The sequence below is a fragment of the Novosphingobium sp. NPDC080210 genome (assembly GCF_050281025.1).
Classification (GTDB): domain Bacteria; phylum Pseudomonadota; class Alphaproteobacteria; order Sphingomonadales; family Sphingomonadaceae; genus Novosphingobium.
This window is the reverse complement of sequence record NZ_JBNNWL010000004.1, coordinates 156,373-170,724: the sequence shown is the minus strand read 5'-3', so window position 1 is coordinate 170,724 and position 14,352 is coordinate 156,373. Positions and strand designations below refer to the sequence as shown.

Annotated in this window: 14 protein-coding genes; 8 read left to right on the top strand and 6 right to left on the bottom strand. The window is 65.6% G+C overall.

Translation table 11 applies throughout. The annotated features are described in order from the left end of the window. Positions 1-4: 4 nt before the first annotated feature. Together ACQKOE_RS12550 and ACQKOE_RS12545 are read left to right on the top strand one after the other, a co-directional pair. Positions 5-778, top strand: coding sequence for a class II aldolase/adducin family protein (locus tag ACQKOE_RS12550; protein ID WP_374588756.1), 774 nt, complete (start codon positions 5-7; stop codon positions 776-778). A 14-nt stretch (positions 779-792) separates the two neighbouring features. After that, positions 793-1,329: a (2Fe-2S)-binding protein gene (locus ACQKOE_RS12545; protein ID WP_374588754.1), complete on the top strand. Its 537-nt coding sequence runs from the start codon at positions 793-795 to the stop codon at positions 1,327-1,329. Between the two features lie 339 nt (positions 1,330-1,668). Here ACQKOE_RS12545 and ACQKOE_RS12540 read toward each other — a convergent pair whose 3' ends face one another. Beyond that, positions 1,669-3,759, bottom strand: coding sequence for a TonB-dependent receptor (locus tag ACQKOE_RS12540; protein ID WP_427513082.1), 2,091 nt, complete (start codon positions 3,757-3,759; stop codon positions 1,669-1,671). 144 nt (positions 3,760-3,903) lie between these two features. Between ACQKOE_RS12540 and ACQKOE_RS12535 the strand changes: the two genes are divergently transcribed. Continuing rightward, complete coding sequence (locus ACQKOE_RS12535) at positions 3,904-4,248, top strand: arsenate reductase family protein (RefSeq protein WP_427513081.1); 345 nt, start codon at positions 3,904-3,906, stop codon at positions 4,246-4,248. Between the two features lie 202 nt (positions 4,249-4,450). Here ACQKOE_RS12535 and ACQKOE_RS12530 read toward each other — a convergent pair whose 3' ends face one another. Then, the gene (locus ACQKOE_RS12530) at positions 4,451-5,818 is read right to left on the bottom strand and encodes an MFS transporter (protein WP_427513080.1); all 1,368 of its coding nucleotides are present in this window, start codon (positions 5,816-5,818) and stop codon (positions 4,451-4,453) included. A gap of 114 nt (positions 5,819-5,932) precedes the next feature. Here ACQKOE_RS12530 and ACQKOE_RS12525 point away from each other — a divergent pair, with 114 nt between their 5' ends. Beyond that, positions 5,933-6,559, top strand: a complete 627-nt coding sequence (locus ACQKOE_RS12525) for a class I SAM-dependent methyltransferase (RefSeq protein WP_427513079.1) — start codon at positions 5,933-5,935, stop codon at positions 6,557-6,559. Between the two features lie 3 nt (positions 6,560-6,562). Here the strand turns inward: ACQKOE_RS12525 and ACQKOE_RS12520 are convergent, their stop codons facing one another. Beyond that, the gene (locus ACQKOE_RS12520) at positions 6,563-7,393 is read right to left on the bottom strand and encodes a hypothetical protein (protein WP_427513078.1); all 831 of its coding nucleotides are present in this window, start codon (positions 7,391-7,393) and stop codon (positions 6,563-6,565) included. Positions 7,394-7,438: 45 nt separating this feature from the next. Between ACQKOE_RS12520 and lipB the strand changes: the two genes are divergently transcribed. Further along, a complete protein-coding gene (gene lipB / locus ACQKOE_RS12515) occupies positions 7,439-8,116 on the top strand; it encodes a lipoyl(octanoyl) transferase LipB (RefSeq protein WP_427513077.1) in 678 nt (225 codons plus the stop codon). Further along, on the top strand, positions 8,113-8,397 hold the full coding sequence (locus ACQKOE_RS12510; RefSeq protein ID WP_427513076.1) for a hypothetical protein: 285 nt from the start codon (positions 8,113-8,115) through the stop codon (positions 8,395-8,397). Before lipB ends, ACQKOE_RS12510 begins: the two co-directional genes overlap by 4 nt. Before the next feature lie 3 nt (positions 8,398-8,400). Here the strand turns inward: ACQKOE_RS12510 and ACQKOE_RS12505 are convergent, their stop codons facing one another. Both ACQKOE_RS12505 and ACQKOE_RS12500 read right to left on the bottom strand, forming a co-directional pair. Then, complete coding sequence (locus ACQKOE_RS12505; RefSeq protein WP_427513075.1) at positions 8,401-9,285, bottom strand: HpcH/HpaI aldolase/citrate lyase family protein; 885 nt, start codon at positions 9,283-9,285, stop codon at positions 8,401-8,403. Positions 9,286-9,302: 17 nt separating this feature from the next. Beyond that, positions 9,303-10,400: an alkene reductase gene (locus ACQKOE_RS12500; RefSeq protein WP_427513074.1), complete on the bottom strand. Its 1,098-nt coding sequence runs from the start codon at positions 10,398-10,400 to the stop codon at positions 9,303-9,305. A gap of 57 nt (positions 10,401-10,457) precedes the next feature. Between ACQKOE_RS12500 and ACQKOE_RS12495 the strand changes: the two genes are divergently transcribed. Beyond that, entirely contained in the window at positions 10,458-11,333 is an 876-nt protein-coding gene (locus ACQKOE_RS12495) for a DMT family transporter (protein ID WP_427513073.1), read from the top strand. Between the two features lie 46 nt (positions 11,334-11,379). Continuing rightward, a complete protein-coding gene (locus tag ACQKOE_RS12490; RefSeq protein WP_427513072.1) occupies positions 11,380-13,179 on the top strand; it encodes a DUF885 domain-containing protein in 1,800 nt (599 codons plus the stop codon). 142 nt (positions 13,180-13,321) lie between these two features. Here ACQKOE_RS12490 and nadA read toward each other — a convergent pair whose 3' ends face one another. Then, positions 13,322-14,308 carry a quinolinate synthase NadA gene (gene nadA / locus ACQKOE_RS12485; protein ID WP_427513071.1) on the bottom strand — a complete coding sequence of 329 codons (987 nt, stop codon included), beginning with the start codon at positions 14,306-14,308 and terminating at the stop codon, positions 13,322-13,324. Positions 14,309-14,352: the final 44 nt, after the last annotated feature.

Sequence of the window (14,352 nt, the reverse complement as noted above, 5' to 3'; positions counted from 1 at the left end):
CGCCATGGCCACCAAGTTGAGCAACCACAGCCGCAACCTGGATTGCAGCGAGGAAGAGTGGCAGGCCCGCCAGCAACTGGCCGCCTGTTACCGCGTGTTCGATCACCTTGGCTGGTCGGAATCGATCTACAATCACATCTCGGTCAAGGTGCCGGGTGAGGAAGGCGCGTTCCTGATCAACCCGTTCGGGCTGCTCTATTCCGAAGTCTGCGCCAGCAACCTGGTCAAGATCGACATTGAGGGGAACACGCTGGATGGCAGCCCCTATCCGGTGAACAAGGCCGGGTTCGTGCAGCATTCCTATTTCCATGCTCACGTGCCCTGGGCCCATGCGATCTGCCACACCCACACCACGGCGACCATGGCGGTCAGCAGCCTGGAAGGCGGGCTGCAACCGACCAATTTCTATGCCTGCAACTTTGTCGGCCGGATCGGCTATCACGATTTCGAAGGCATCACCGTCCGCGAGGAAGAGGGTGAGCGGCTGCTGAAGAACCTGGGCGACAAGCGCATCCTGATGCTGCGCAATCACGGCCCGGTAATCCTGGGCCGGTCGATCCCGGAAATCTTCATCACGCACTGGTCGCTGCAGCGCGCTTGCGAGATCCAGCTGGCCACCATGGCGGCGGGCAAGCCGGTGGTCGTGCCGGATGAGGTTGTTGCGGTGCACCAGCGCGACCTGAGCCAGGCGAACGTGCCGGGAACCCTGCCGGGCGCGGCGGACTTTGACGCCTGGGTCCGGGCGGTGGACCGCGTCGACCGGTCATGGCGCGACTAATTCAGCGCTGACCTGTGCCCCGCCTCACCGTCAACGGCCGCCCGGTCGAGTTCAAGCTTGATAGCCAGACCCCGCTGCTGTGGGCGCTGCGCGATGCGGCCAACCTGACCGGCACCAAATATGGCTGCGGTGCGGGCGATTGCGGGGCCTGCATGGTCCTGATCGATGGCGAGGCGCTGCGGTCGTGCCTGGTCACCCTGGCCGAGGTGGAGGGGCGGAGCGTCACCACGATCGAAGGGTTGTCGCCGGACCGTTCACACCCGGTGCAACAGGCGCTGGTGGCTGAGCAGGCGATCCAGTGCGGGTTCTGCACCCCTGGCATCGCGATGTCCGCAGCGGCCCTGCTGGCGCGCAATGCCGATCCCACGGCAGAGGACATTGCCGCTGCCGTGCCCAACCTGTGCCGCTGCGGCGTCTATCCCCGCCTGGTCCGCGCGGTCCAGCGCGCCGGGCGGGTGATGCGCCGGATCGAAACGATCAGCGCCGCCCCCGCACCGGGCATTTCCCCGCAGGACGCGGCGCAGGCGGTTCCGGCGCTGAAGGCTGATTGAGGGAAGGGCGCCTTCGAGACGGCCCTCAGGGTGAACGGGGTTTGCGAGAACCGGCTTCGACAGGCTCAGCCTGAGCGGGGGTTTGAGTCGGGTTTTTGAAGAACTGTAACTGTAATGGGGTTCGCGCAGAGAGCGCAGAGGACGCAGAGACTATCCCTCGGCGTTCTCTGCGCGCTCTGCGCGAAATCTAACCAGGCGGATGGGCATCAAAAACGGCTTCGACAAGCTCAGCCTGAGCGGGCGTGAGTTTGCGAACTACTCAAAAACTACGCTCAGCCTGAGCTTGTCGAAGGCGGTTTAGCCAGCTCCGACAGACTCAAGCCAGGCGGTCGTCGGCGCTTAGAACTTCACCCGCAGCGTCAGCTTTGCATTGAGCGGGCGGCCGGTCGAGATGTTGTTGTCGGTATGGGCCGACGGGAAATAGTCCGTGTCGGTCAGGTTCTCGACATTCAGCTGCAGGGTCACATCGCGGGTCAGGTCGTAGTAGGCGGCGGCGTCGATCCGGGTGAAGGCGGGCAGGCGCACATGGTTGCTGATCGTGGCGAACTGGCTGGACTGGTGGATCACGCCCAGGCCCAGTCCGAACGACTTCGAGAAGTTGTAGCGCGCCCAGGCCGAAGCCTGGTGGCGCGGCAGTTGCGCCAGCTTGCGGCCTGCCGGGGCCGCCGTGGTCGTGGCGCGGATTTCGCCGTCTTGCAGGGCATAGCCGAGCGAGACGTCAAGGCTGTCCGTAACCCGGCCCACCAGCGAGAATTCAACCCCTTCGGTCCGGCTCTTGCCGCTCAGCACGGTGTTGCCGGTGATCGGATCGGTGGCGCGGGTGTTGTTGCGGTCCAGGCGGTAAACCGCTCCGGTGAAGGCCAGGGCATCGGTGATGTCCCACTTCACGCCCGCTTCCAGGTTCTGGAACTCTTCGGGAGCGAGTGCCGCGCTGGTCGCGTCAAGCACGGCGAACTGGTCGCCCGATTGCGGCAGGAAGCTCTTGGCATAGCTGGTGTAGAGCGAGACGTTCTCGCGCGGCTTGAGGATCAGGCCCAGGCGCGGCGACCACTTGCTGTCGCTGCGCTTGCCCGCGAAACCCGAAACCAGGTTGGTCGAGCTGATGGTGAAGCGGTCAAAGCGGATTCCGCCGACGATCTTCACGAGGTCGCCCAGGTCGATCTGGTCCTGGGCATAGGCGGACCAGAAGGTCACGTCGGACTGGCTCTTGCTGTTCGGCGTGGTCGGGAATGCGACGGCGGGGACGACGATCCGCTCGGCCAGGGTCACTGTCGCACCGGCGGGGAAAGTCGCGGTGTGGCGGTCCGCCAGAGTCGACTGATCGCCCGCTTCGAAGCCCAGCAGCAGGGTGTGGCCCAGGCTGCCGGTATTGCCGGTCCAGATCAGGTTGCCCTGGCCAATCAGGTTCTGGCGGTCGGTGCTGCTGTCATAGCCGGCGAGCGTAACGGTGTTCGCCGCGCTGACCGCGCTGCTGGCATAGACGTTGCCATAGAACTTGTCGTAGTCGGCAAATTGGAGGCTGAGGTTGGCCTTCAGGCTGTCCGAAAAGGCGTGGTCGATCCGCCCGTGGACCAGATGCGCGGTCACTTCCGAATGGTTGATCCGGGGTGAGCCGAAGAAGGTATCGTCATAGCCGGTCAGCGGCAGGCCGTCCTTGGACGGAACGCCCCGGTCGGTAATGCGGCGGTCCTCGACATATTCGTAAGTCAGGGTCAGGCTGGTCGCATCGCCCAGGTGCGCGCCGATGGTCGGCGTGATGCCCAGAAAGTGTCCGCCAAAGTCTTGGCGGTGGTTGTTGAACTCTTCATAAGTCGCGTTGAGGCGCGTGCCGATGGTGTCGGAAAGCGGCGCGCCGAGGTCTGCCGCGACGGACCATGCGCCAAAGCTGTCGACGCTGCTGGCCAGACCGGCGCGGGTGCGGTCGAATTCCGGTGCCTTGGAGACGCGGTTGATTACGCCGCCGCCGCCGCCCCGGCCAAAGATCATCGCATTGGCACCCTTCAGCACCTCGATCCGCTCAACATTGTAGAGCGGGCGGTAATACTGCGCATCGTCGCGGATGCCGTCGACGAAGAAGTCGGCAGTGGAGTTCTGTCCGCGCAGGGTGATCTGGTCGCGGTGGCCTTCGCCCTGGCCCAGGCTGACCCCGGCAACGTGGCGGAGCGCCTCGCCCAGCGAGGTTACGCCCTGATCGTCCATCTGTTCGCGGCTGATGACGCTGATCGTCTGCGGCACGTCGATCAGCGGGGTGTCGGTCTTGGTCGCGGTCGGGGTCTTGTCGAGGTCATAGCCGTCCGGACGGCCATAGACGATGATCGACGGGGCATCCGCTGCTGCTTCATCGGCCATGGCAGGCGCGGCCCAGCCGATCGGACCCAGGGCGGCAGAGGCGGCGAGGGCGATTCGGCTGAAGCGGAGAGAAGCTGGCATGGATGATCCTTATTGAGAATGATTTGCAAGAACGAGAGTGCCGATAATGAGAATGACTCGCATTGACAAGGATCAAAATTGGACAGGATCACTTTTCTTGGACGGACGGAGCGGCTAACCGCCGTGCAGGACATGGAGGCAGGAATGAAAGCAACGATCTGGCACAACCCGGCATGCGGCACCTCGCGCAAGACGCTGGCGATTTTGCAGGAGACGCCCGGGGTGGACGTGACCGTGATCGAATACCTCTCCACGCCGCCCAGCGCGGAAAAGCTGGCCCAGCTTTACCGCGATGCCGGGATTACCCCGCAGCAGGGCCTGCGTCTGCGCGGCACCGACGCCGAAGAGCGCGGCCTGCCGGATGCCAGCGACGGCGATGTCCTGGCTGCCATGGCGGCCGAGCCGAAGCTGATCGAGCGGCCCTTGGTGGAAACGGACAAGGGCGTGCGCCTCTGCCGCCCGCAGGACAAGGTGCTGGAGATTCTTTAGGGCTTCGCGGCGCGGTCGGTCTTGAGAAGCGCTGTCGCTTTGCTGGGTCCGGCTTCGACAAGCTCAGCCTGAGCGGGATTGAGTCCTTCGAACCATGCACCCCCGCTCAGCCGGAGCCGAATTTGGGCCCTTGATCCAAGCACACCGCTCAGCCTGAGCCTGTCGAAGGCGGATTGCCTCAGCGCAAACCGCCGGCTCTTCGTCAGATCCGCCGCGTCTCGATCAGCGAATCGTCGCTGGTCATGCCCTTGAAGCCCAGCACGATCACCGTGATGCACAGCAGTTCGATCACGCCGAACCCGATCCACGGGCTGTGGCCATAGAGCCAGACGCCCACCGCAGGCGCGACGATATAGGCCGCGCCATTGACCGAAGCGACGATCCCGGCGGACTGGCCCTGCTCCGCGCGGCTGACAGCCAGCGATGCGCCGGCGGTAAAGCCCGGGCGGAACAGGCCAAAGCCCATTGAGGCGAGCGCCAGGCCCATGGTGATGGTGTGCAGGTCTCCCGCCACGGAAAGCAGCCCCACCCCGACGCAGGCGAGGACCATGCCCCACAGGCACGAAGCGCGCGGCCCCAGTTGCAGCAGCGGGATCAGCCCCCACTGTGCCAGCAGGGTGGCGAGGGCTCCGGCCATTAGCACCAGCCCGGTTGGCCCCGCCCCGGCAGTGGGATCGCCGCGCAGGCCCAGCCGGTCGAGCACCAGAAAGCCGACAATGCCCATGACCGCCGCCTGGGCATGGCCGCCGGTCAGGCCCGCAATCAGCCAGGGGCGCAAGCGCGGGTCGCGCCAGGACAGCTTGGCCACTTCGCCGGGCAGTTCCTCGTCGCCATGGGCATCGTTGCGGCGCGCGCGCGAATCCGAATTGGCGCTGAAAGGCGCGGCCATGACATCGCCCTTGCCCGCAAAGGCAGGCGTGTCGTCCGGCAGCCGGGTGCGCAGCGCGATCAGCACGACCAGCGCGATCAGGGCAAAGGCAATGAACGGACTGACCAGGCCGAGCGCCGGGAAGATCAGCAGCGGCGCCAGCGCCGGACCCAGGACAGTCCCCAGGCCGAAGCTGGAGGAAATGAGCGACAGCGCCTGGGTGCGCTGCTCGCGGCTGGTGCGGCTGGCGACATAGGCCTGGACCGCTGGCGGCGCGGCCGAGCCGAACCAGCCATAGAGCGAGCGGAACAGGGCAAAGACCAGCAGCGTGGCCAGGCCGCTGATCCACCCATGCAGGCCCAGGTACAGCGCCAGCCCGCACAGGCTGAAGCTGGAGATGAAGCCCAGCAGGCCAATCCCCATCATCGCCTTGCGCCCGCGCTTGTCCGACCGCCGCGCCCACATCGGCGCGCAGATCATCCACAGCAGCGCCGACCAGGTATAGGCCAGGCTGATCCAGAAGTCCTGAACCTTCAGGGCCGTGCCGATCGAAGGCATGACCGATTGCATCGCCGTATTGCCCGCCGCGGTCACCAGCATGACCATGAACAGCAGCAGGACCCGCCCACGCGGCAGGCTGGATGTCGTGCCACTTGCAGCTGCTTCGCTCTGCAATATCGGCGGTGGATCGGAACGGTTCATCGCTTATGAGCTAGTCCGGTCGCTCTTGCCTTGCAATGGCTGGGCAAATTTGTGAATGCGAAGCAAAGCCCAGCCACAGCCAACAGGCCGCCAAATAATGGAATGTCCCTCCACATGAATCCCACTGAGCTTGCTGAAGTGCCGCTGTCTCATCGGATGAAGCAACGGTTCAAGAAGCTGATGGGTCCCTGGGGCGTGTTCCTGCAGGGCTTTATCGAGCATCCGGTGATGGTTGGCTCGATCATCCCCTCGTCGCGCTTCACGATCCAGAAGATGCTGGCGCCGGTCAACTGGTCCGAATGCAAGCTGTTCGTGGAATATGGTCCGGGCGTAGGCACTTTCTGCCGCCCGGTGCTGGAACGCCTGCCGCGTGACGGCACGCTGATCGTGATCGATACGAACCCGCTCTATATCGACTACCTGAAAGCGACGATTGCCGATTCGCGCTTTATCCCGGTGCTTGGTTCGGCGGCGGACGTGGAGCAGATCGTTCGCGCGCATGGTCATGACCATGCCGATTATGTGCTGTCGGGCCTGCCGTTCTCGACTCTGCCGGACGGGGTAGGCCCGGCCATCGCCGCTGCCACGCACCGCGTGCTGCGCCCGGGCGGGGCCTTCCTGGTCTATCAGTTCAGCGCCAAGGCGCGCGACTTCATGGCGCGCCACTTTCACCGCATCGACCAGGGTTTCGAACCGCTGAACGTCCTGCCGTGCAAGCTGTTCTGGGGCTGGAAGGACTGATCCTCAGCCGAACGGGCCGGGCTGGCTGGCTCCGTCCAGCTGGCGATAGCTGGAGGTCATGGCTGCGGCCAGGTAGACTGCCATCGCGGCCTGGACCATGCTGGAGATCAGCGCGCCGGTGATCGTGCCCGCGTCCGGTCCGGCGACAAGCTGGACCAGCAAGGTAACCGACCATTGCAGCACTTGCCCCGCGATCAGGAAAGCCAGGACCAGCAGGAACAGGAATAGCACCAGGCGTCCTGCATTGCCCCGCGTCAGGGCAAAGGAGCGCTGCACGGCGGCGAGCGGATTGCGCCGCGTTTCCGCCGCGATGATCGGCGTGGTCAGGCTGGTCCGGGTCCAGAACCAGGCGGCAATGACCAGGCCTGCAGTCAGTCCGACCATGGCGAGAGCCTTGGACCCGGCGAAGGAAAACAGCGACAGGGGAGCCAGGACCAGGCCGGTCATCACGAAGCCGACGATCATCTGCGCCAGGATCGCAATCGGCGTGGCGGAGAGGCCCTTGCGGATCGCCTCGCCCACGGTCGGGCGGCTGGCATGGCCGAACAGGGTGAGCATGGCCATGGTCCCCAGGGTGGAAAGCAGGCCCAGCGCCACCAGCGCGAGCCAGTTTTCGCGGAAATAGACCGCCGCCAGTTCCATCGCTGCGTCCATGTCGGCACCGGGCTGCGGCTCTGGTTGAGGCAACAGCACGGTCAGGGCAAAGGCGGGCAGGGCAATGAACACCCCGGCCAGCGCGATCAGCGCATCGCGGTTGGCGTTGACCGCTCCGGATGCCTCCTGCCAGGCGCGGTTGCTGTCAAAACGGGGCGAAGCGGAAAGCGGTCTGTTCATGCCCCCTTGATAACCACAGCATTTGCCGCCACGCAACCAACAGCGATGACAGATATTTTGCCTCCCTCGATCGAATTGCGGCAAGATCGCGAGCCGGTGCCCTATCGCACCGCGCTGGAGGTCATGACCGCGCGCAATGCGGCGATTGCCGAAGGGACCGGGCAAGAGCTGATCTGGCTGCTGGAACACCCTCCCGTCTATACGGCGGGGACCAGCGCGGCGGCGGATGAACTGCTCGATCCGCGCTTTGAAGTGGTCGAGGCCGGGCGCGGCGGGCGCTATACCTATCACGGTCCGGGCCAGCGTGTCGGCTATGTCCTGCTCGATCTGAAGCGGCGGGCGCGCGACGTGCGCGGCTTTGTCCATGCCATCGAAGGCTGGGTGATCGATACCCTGGCCGACTTTGGCGTGGAAAGCTGGCGCGCACCGGGGCGCATCGGCATCTGGACCCGAGACATCGACGGGCGCGAGGCGAAGATCGGCGCCATCGGCGTGCGGGTGCGGCGCTGGGTCACGATGCACGGCTTTTCCGTCAACATCGCGCCGGACCTGTCGCACTTCGGCGGGATCGTCCCTTGCGGGATCGAGGAATTCGGCGTCACCAGCCTGGAACGGCTGGGGCTGGCAGTTGATTATGAGGCATGGGATGCGGCATTGCTGAAGCGCGCGGGGCAATTCCTCGCCGCGCTGGAACGACCCTGCCCGCCGGAGAGTGGACAATGAACAAGGCTATCCCCGCTGCACTGCTGGCCCTCGCCCTGGCCGGATGCGGCAATAAAGGCGGCAAGGAGCAGGGCGGCAAGGCCGAAGGGCAGATCCTGCCCGCTTCGGTCAGCGATGCGATGATCCCGGTCGATCAGGTCCGCTCGCAAGCTCCGCTTGCCCCGCAGACCGGCAGCGGCAAGAAAGAGGACAAGGCGGACGAGGCGGACCCGGCAGCAACAGAGGCCCCCGCAGCGGAGGAGACGGCCAAGGCCGCTCCGTCCGCTTCGCCCAGCACCTGACGCCTAGAGCGCGATCCCCAGCAGCCGCTCGGCCAGCTTGAGGTGGGGGCGGTCGATCATCCGTCCCTCGATCTGTAGTGCCCCGGCGTCGGGATTGGCGGTAAAGGCCGCAACAATGGCCCGCGCCTCGGCCAGTTCTGCCTCGCTGGGGGTAAAGGCCGCGTTGATTACGGCTACCTGCGCCGGATGGATCGCCAGCATTCCGGCAAAACCATCCGCCCGTGCCGCTTCGGCGGCGCGTTTCAGGCCTTCCCCGTCCGAGAAGTCGGCGTGCAACGTATCCAGCGCAAAGACTTCGCAGGCATGGGCGGTCAGCAGGGTCTGGGTCCGGGCAAAGCGGAAGGCATCGGTCCATTGCCCCTGTTCGTCGCGCTTGCGGGTCGCGCCAATCGCGGCGGACAGGTCTTCCGCGCCCCAGGTCAGCCCGGCCAGGCGCGGCAACGGCGCGCTGGCATAGGCCGGAATGGTGATCGCCGCGGCTGCCGTTTCGCTGACCAAGGGCAGGATCCGGGTGCTGCCGCTGGCAAGGCCGTTTGGCGCCTCCAGCGCGTCGAGCTCGGCAGCGAGTTGCCCGACCGATTCCGGCCCCGCGCTTTTGGGCAACATGATCCCGTCCGGCGCACCCGGCATTACGGCGGCAAGATCGTCGCGCCAGTACGGCGTATCAAGCGCGTTGATCCGCACCCAGCGACCCTGCCCACTGGCACCCGGCGTGGTGGCGCGGCCCCCCTGGAGCCAGTCCAAAGTCCGCTCGCGCGCCTGAGCCTTGTTGGCCGGAGTGACCGAATCTTCGAGGTCGAGGATGATCGCATCGGCCCCGGTGTCCGCCGCCTTGGAAAGCTTCTTCTCGCTGTCGCCCGGAACGAACAGCCACGAACGCAGTGCCATGCCGTGCCGTCCTGTCCTTAGGCCGCAGCCGATTCCAGCGCCGGGTAGTCGATGTAACCCGCTGCTCCGGGCAGATACCAGCTTTGCGGGACATTGACGTTCGGCGCCCATTCCGCGCCGCGGTGGATGCGCGTGGCCAGGTCCGGGTTGGAGATATAGGGACGGCCAAAGCTGATCGCGTCGCACCGGCCAGCGGCAACGTCGGCATTGGCCTGCTCGGCGGTATAGTCCGAATTGAGTACCAGCGGCCCGGTGTAGATCGAGCGGATCAGCGCGTCCTGCTTGGGTACTTCGGTCGCGCCAAAGGTGCCGTCCGGTCCCGGCTGGCGCAGCTCGACGAAGCCCAGGTTCAGTTCCTGGCAGACCTTGGCTGCCGCGCCGAACAGGCTGGCCGGATCGGGATCGTCGCAGCCCTGGGTTTCACCATTGGGCGAGAGACGCACCGAGACGCGGCCTGCGCCCCAGACGCCGATCAGCGCTTCCAGCACTTCGCGCAGCAGGCGGGTGCGATTTTCCACGCTGCCGCCATATTCGTCGGTGCGCAGGTTGGTCTTGGCGCGCAGGAATTGGTCGATCAGGTAGCCGTTGGCGCCGTGCAGCTGCACCCCGTCAAACCCGGCGTCCTTGGCGCGCTGCGCGGCGGCGGCATAGTCACCGATGATGCGGGCGATATCGGCCTTGGTCGCTTCGCGCGCCGGTTCGAACGGCTTGCGTCCGGTGGGAGTGTGGGCATGGTCCGGCGCAGTGGTGGCGCTGGCCGAGACGGGAGCCTCGCCGCCCAGGAAGTCCGGGTGGACCAGGCGGCCCATGTGCCACAGCTGCATCACGATCTTGCCGCCGGCCTTGTGCACGGCATCGGTCGTCAGCTTCCAGCCTTCGGTCTGCGCATCGTTCCACACGCCGGGAGCGGCGGGCCAGCCCAGACCTTCCACGCTGATCCCGGTGGCTTCGGAAATGATCAGTCCGGCATCGCTGCGCTGGCGGTAATATTCGGCGATCATCGCATTGGGAACCGAGCCTGGATCGGAGCGGCCACGGGTCAGCGGAGCCATCAGAATGCGGTTCTTGGCTTCGATCGCACCCAGGCTGATCGGCTGGAACAAGGCGTCGTGCACGGGGATCCCTCCATAGATTTCGTTTTGCAATTCGATTGGCATCGCTAAGGCAAGCCCATGACCTTGGCAACCAGAGAGCGGGACTGGAGCGGCTGGCACTTTGCCGCATTGCTGGGCGGCAATGCCGCGCTGGCGCTGGGGCCGCTGTGGGTGCGGCTGGCCGATACCGGCCCGGTTTCCGCCGGGTTCTGGCGGCTGTTGCTGGCCGTGCCGGTGTTCATTCTCCTAGCCCGCAGCAATGGCCAGCGCCTGCTGGGACACAGCCGCATGGCAATTGTCGCGATCCTGGGGGCGGGGCTGTTCTTCTCGCTCGACCTGGCGTCATGGCACCTGGGGATCGAGCGGACGCGGCTGGGCAATGCCACGCTGTTCGGCAATTCCGGTTCGATCCTGCTGGTTGCCGTCGGCCTGATTGCGCTCCGCCGCGCCCCGCGCGCGATGGAGTGGGCGGCGTTCCTGGCCGCCATTGCCGGCTCCGCGATCCTGCTGGGGCGCAGCCTGGAAATCGGTGAAAAGACCCTGGTCGGCGATCTGCTCTGCCTGCTCGCCGGGTTCCTCTATACCTTCTACATCCTGCTGGCGCAGCGCGCGCGGGCCGATCTGGGCGGGTGGACCGTGCTGGTCTATGCGACCATTGCTGGACTGCCGGTGCTGCTGGGCACCGCGCTTGTGATGGGTGAGCCGGTCTGGCCGACCAACTGGCTGCCAATCATCGCCCTGGCCTTTACCAGCCAGGTCGTGGGACAGGGCCTGCTGGTCTATGCCCTGCGCCATTTCAGCGCCTTTGTGGTGGGACTGGCGCTGATGACCCAGCCCGCCATCGCGGTAACGGTCGGCTGGGCGGTGTTCGGCGAAGTGCTCAGCCCGGTCGACCTGCTCGGCATGGTTCTGGTCGGTGCAGGACTTGTTCTCGCCCGCTCGACGCAGGACTGAACCCGCGCTAGCTTCCCCGGAATAAACCCCAGGGGAGATATTCCAGATGAAACGCCACGCCCTGCTTGCCGCGCTGCCGCTGGCCGCGCTTGCCCTTGCCGCCGCGCCGGTCGAAGCGCGTGCCGAAGCGCCCGCATCCGCCCAGGCCGCCAAGGCGGACCAGCAGTTCCAGACCCTGTCCAAGCGCTTCATTGCCAGCGCCACCCGGCTTTCCCCGGTCGAGGCAACGGCTCTGGGCATTCACGATTTCGATGGCCAGCTGCCCGGCATCACGGCGGAGGCGCGGGCCGAACGGACGGCGGAGTGGCGCGCGCTGCTGACCGAGCTGATCGCGATCAATCCCGCCACGCTGACCCGGGATCACCAGGTTGACTATGCCTTGCTCACGAACGAGCTGGAATACCGCCTGTTTGCAAACGACGTGTTGCAGGAATGGGCGTGGAACCCGCAGGTCTACAACGACATCGCGGGCGGAGCGCTCTACACCCTGGCGGCGCGCGATTTCGCGCCGTGGGACGTGCGCCTGAAAGCGGCAACTGCGCGGATGGAGGCCCTGCCGGCCATGCTGCGCGAAAGCCGCAACCAGCTGGTCCCGGCGCGGGTGCCGCCGATCTATGCCCAGACCGTCTCGCGCCAGAATTCCGGCATTGTCGAGATTGCGGAAACGATGCTGGCGCCCCATGCCGATGCGCTGTCCGGGGCAGACCGGGCGCGCTTCGATGCCGCCTTGGCCGGACTGAAAGCTGCCGTGGGCGAGCATCAGACCTGGATCGACCAGGTGCTGGTGCCACAGGCCAAGGGCGAGTTCCGCCTGGGCGCGCGGCTCTATGACCAGAAGATGAAATATGCGCTGATGAGCGACCTTACCCGGCCCGAGCTGAAAGCCCGCGCGCTGAAGGCCAAGGCCGACATCCGCGCCGAAATGTACGCGCTGGCGCGGCAGGTCCTGGCCGGAAAGCCAGGCGCACCCGCGCTTCCGGCCAAGCCCACGGCCGCGCAGCAGCAGGCCGCGATCGAGGCCGCGTTGCAGCTGTCCTATGCCAAGAAGCCGCCGCGGGGCCGGCTGGAGGAACGGGCGCGCGAAACCCTGGCCGAAGCGACCGAATTCGTCCGCGCCAAGGGCTTTATCCGGATGCCCGACGGCCCGGTGCGGGTGATCACCATGCCCAAGTTCCAGCAGGGCAATGCCGTGGCCTACAACGACCCGCCGGGACCGTTCGAAAAGGGCCAGCAGAACTTCTATGCCGTCAGCCCGATTCCCGACGACTGGACCGACGAGCAGGCGAACAGCTTCCTCACCGAATACAACGATTACATGATCCACGACCTCTCGATCCACGAGGCGATGCCGGGGCATTACCACCAGCTGGATCATTCCAACCGCACGGACAATCCGCTGCGGGCGATGCTGTGGTCCGGCCCGTTCGTGGAAGGCTGGGCGGTCTATGCCGAAGGGTTGATGAAGGATCAGGGCTATCTGAACCACGATCCGCTGTTCAAGCTGACCGTGCTGAAGATGCGGCTGCGGTCGGTGACCAACACCCTGCTCGACATCGGCATCCACACCGAGGGCATGACCCGCGACCAGGCGATGGAACTGATGCAGCAAGGCGCGTTCCAGGCCGAGCGCGAGGCGGCGGGCAAATGGGTCCGCGCCAACCTCTCGTCAGTCCAACTGCTGAGCTATTTCACCGGCTATGAGGAACACCGCATGCTCCGCGCCGAGGCGGAGAAGCGCTGGGGCAAGGCCTTCACCCTGCGCCGCTATCACGACACGGTGCTAAGCTTCGGCTCGCCGCCAGTGAAGTATGCGCGGGCGCTGATGTTCAAACTGCCGGTGCGGTGAAGCTTGGTCTTCCACGCTGTGGTTCGAGACGGTCCCTCAATCTGCGATTTCGGCACCTCCTCACCACGAACGGTCTAAATCAAGGCCGTTCGTCCTGAGGAGGCGCGAAGCCGCAGGCTGAGTGCCGTCTCGAAGGACCGCCTCAGCGCGCGCCCAGGTCGCCCTTGCCGACCGTGCCGCCGGCCATTTCCAGCATCCGGTCGAGGCTCTTCTTCGCTTGCAGGCGCAGGCCTTCCTCGATGTGGACCTGCGGCTTCAGGTCGCGCAGGGCGAGATAGAGCTTTTCCAGCGTGTTGAGCGCCATGTAGGGGCAGATGTTGCAGGCGCACTGGCCGTCCGCGCCCGGCGCGCCGATGAAGGTCTTGCCGGGCAGGGCCAGTTCCATCTGGTGGATGATGTGCGGCTCGGTCGCGACGAGCAGCGTGTCGCCTTCGAACGCCTTGGCATAGTTCAGGATGCCGCTGGTCGACCCGACATAGTCGGCATGGTCGATGATGTGCGGCGGGCATTCCGGGTGCGCAGCAACCGGCGCCCCGGGGTGCTGGGCTTTCAGCTTGAGCAGTTCGGTTTCGCTGAACGCCTCGTGCACGATGCACACGCCGGGCCAGAGCAGCATGTCGCGGCCAAACTTGCGGGAGAGATAGCCGCCGAGGTGGCGGTCCGGGCCGAAGATGATCTTCTGTTCAGGCGGGATCTGCGACAGGATCACTTCCGCGCTGGAGGAGGTCACGATGATGTCGGACAGCGCCTTCACCTCGGTCGAGCAGTTGATGTAGGTCAGCGCGATGTGATCCGGGTGCGCGGCGCGGAAGGCGGCGAACTTTTCCGGCGGGCAGGAATCTTCCAGGCTGCACCCGGCGTCGAGGTCGGGCAGGATCACGGTCTTTTCCGGGGCCAGGATCTTGGCCGTTTCAGCCATGAACTTCACGCCGCAAAAGGCGATGACCTCGGCGTCGGTTTCCGCCGCCTTGCGCGAGAGTTCCAGACTGTCGCCGATATAGTCGGCCAGGTCCTGGATTTCCGGCTTCTGGTAGTAATGGGCCAGGATCACGGCATTGCGCTCTTTGCGCAGGCGTTCGATCTCGGCGCGGATATCAATGCCGGAAAGGTTCTCGGTCTGGACGGTCATCTGGGGGTCCTTGTTGCTTGGCCCCCAGATGGCCCGTCAGGCGG

What these genes read in the sequence shown, in the direction of transcription:
- ACQKOE_RS12550 (WP_374588756.1), top strand. Translation starts at nt 5, where the DNA reads ATGGCCACCAAGTTGAGCAACCACAGCCGCAACCTGGATTGCAGCGAG.
- ACQKOE_RS12540 (WP_427513082.1), bottom strand. Translation starts at nt 3,759, where the DNA reads ATGCCAGCTTCTCTCCGCTTCAGCCGAATCGCCCTCGCCGCCTCTGCC.
- ACQKOE_RS12535 (WP_427513081.1), top strand. Translation starts at nt 3,904, where the DNA reads ATGAAAGCAACGATCTGGCACAACCCGGCATGCGGCACCTCGCGCAAG.
- ACQKOE_RS12530 (WP_427513080.1), bottom strand. Translation starts at nt 5,818, where the DNA reads ATGAACCGTTCCGATCCACCGCCGATATTGCAGAGCGAAGCAGCTGCA.
- ACQKOE_RS12525 (WP_427513079.1), top strand. Translation starts at nt 5,933, where the DNA reads ATGAATCCCACTGAGCTTGCTGAAGTGCCGCTGTCTCATCGGATGAAG.
- ACQKOE_RS12520 (WP_427513078.1), bottom strand. Translation starts at nt 7,393, where the DNA reads ATGAACAGACCGCTTTCCGCTTCGCCCCGTTTTGACAGCAACCGCGCC.
- lipB (WP_427513077.1), top strand. Translation starts at nt 7,439, where the DNA reads ATGACAGATATTTTGCCTCCCTCGATCGAATTGCGGCAAGATCGCGAG.
- ACQKOE_RS12510 (WP_427513076.1), top strand. Translation starts at nt 8,113, where the DNA reads ATGAACAAGGCTATCCCCGCTGCACTGCTGGCCCTCGCCCTGGCCGGA.
- ACQKOE_RS12505 (WP_427513075.1), bottom strand. Translation starts at nt 9,285, where the DNA reads ATGGCACTGCGTTCGTGGCTGTTCGTTCCGGGCGACAGCGAGAAGAAG.
- ACQKOE_RS12495 (WP_427513073.1), top strand. Translation starts at nt 10,458, where the DNA reads ATGACCTTGGCAACCAGAGAGCGGGACTGGAGCGGCTGGCACTTTGCC.
- ACQKOE_RS12490 (WP_427513072.1), top strand. Translation starts at nt 11,380, where the DNA reads ATGAAACGCCACGCCCTGCTTGCCGCGCTGCCGCTGGCCGCGCTTGCC.
- nadA (WP_427513071.1), bottom strand. Translation starts at nt 14,308, where the DNA reads ATGACCGTCCAGACCGAGAACCTTTCCGGCATTGATATCCGCGCCGAG.